At 62.8% G+C, this 372-nt stretch carries 1 protein-coding gene; it reads left to right on the forward strand.

The window, feature by feature from the left end:
- On the forward strand, window positions 1-372 hold a 372-nt coding region (locus tag AC1DIH_RS28230), incomplete at both ends, for an immunoglobulin-like domain-containing protein (RefSeq protein ID WP_477774101.1).

The following is a 372-nucleotide window of genomic DNA, read 5'->3' on the forward strand; positions in this document are numbered from 1 at the left end:
CACCGAAGGTGGTCAGATCACTTACACCGCCACGCTGAGCAATCCGGCCGGCACGCCGATGACCGTCACCCTGTCGAACGGTGCGGTGATCAACATCGAAGCCGGTAAAACCAGCGGTTCGGTGGTGGTCGATACCCCGGCSAACGACGTCTACAAAAACGGCAGCACCGTCAGCACCACCATCGAAAGCACCAGCGGTGGCAACTTCGAACAGCTGACCCCGAGCACGACGCCGGCCGTCACCACCATCACCGATTCGATCGACAACACCGGGCTGTCCCTGGCGGCCACCGGTTCGGTCACCGAAGGTGGTCAGATCACTTACACCGCCACGCTGAGCAATCCGGCCGGCACGCCGATGACCGTCACCCT

This window comes from Pseudomonas sp. 05N36 (genome assembly GCF_056397385.1).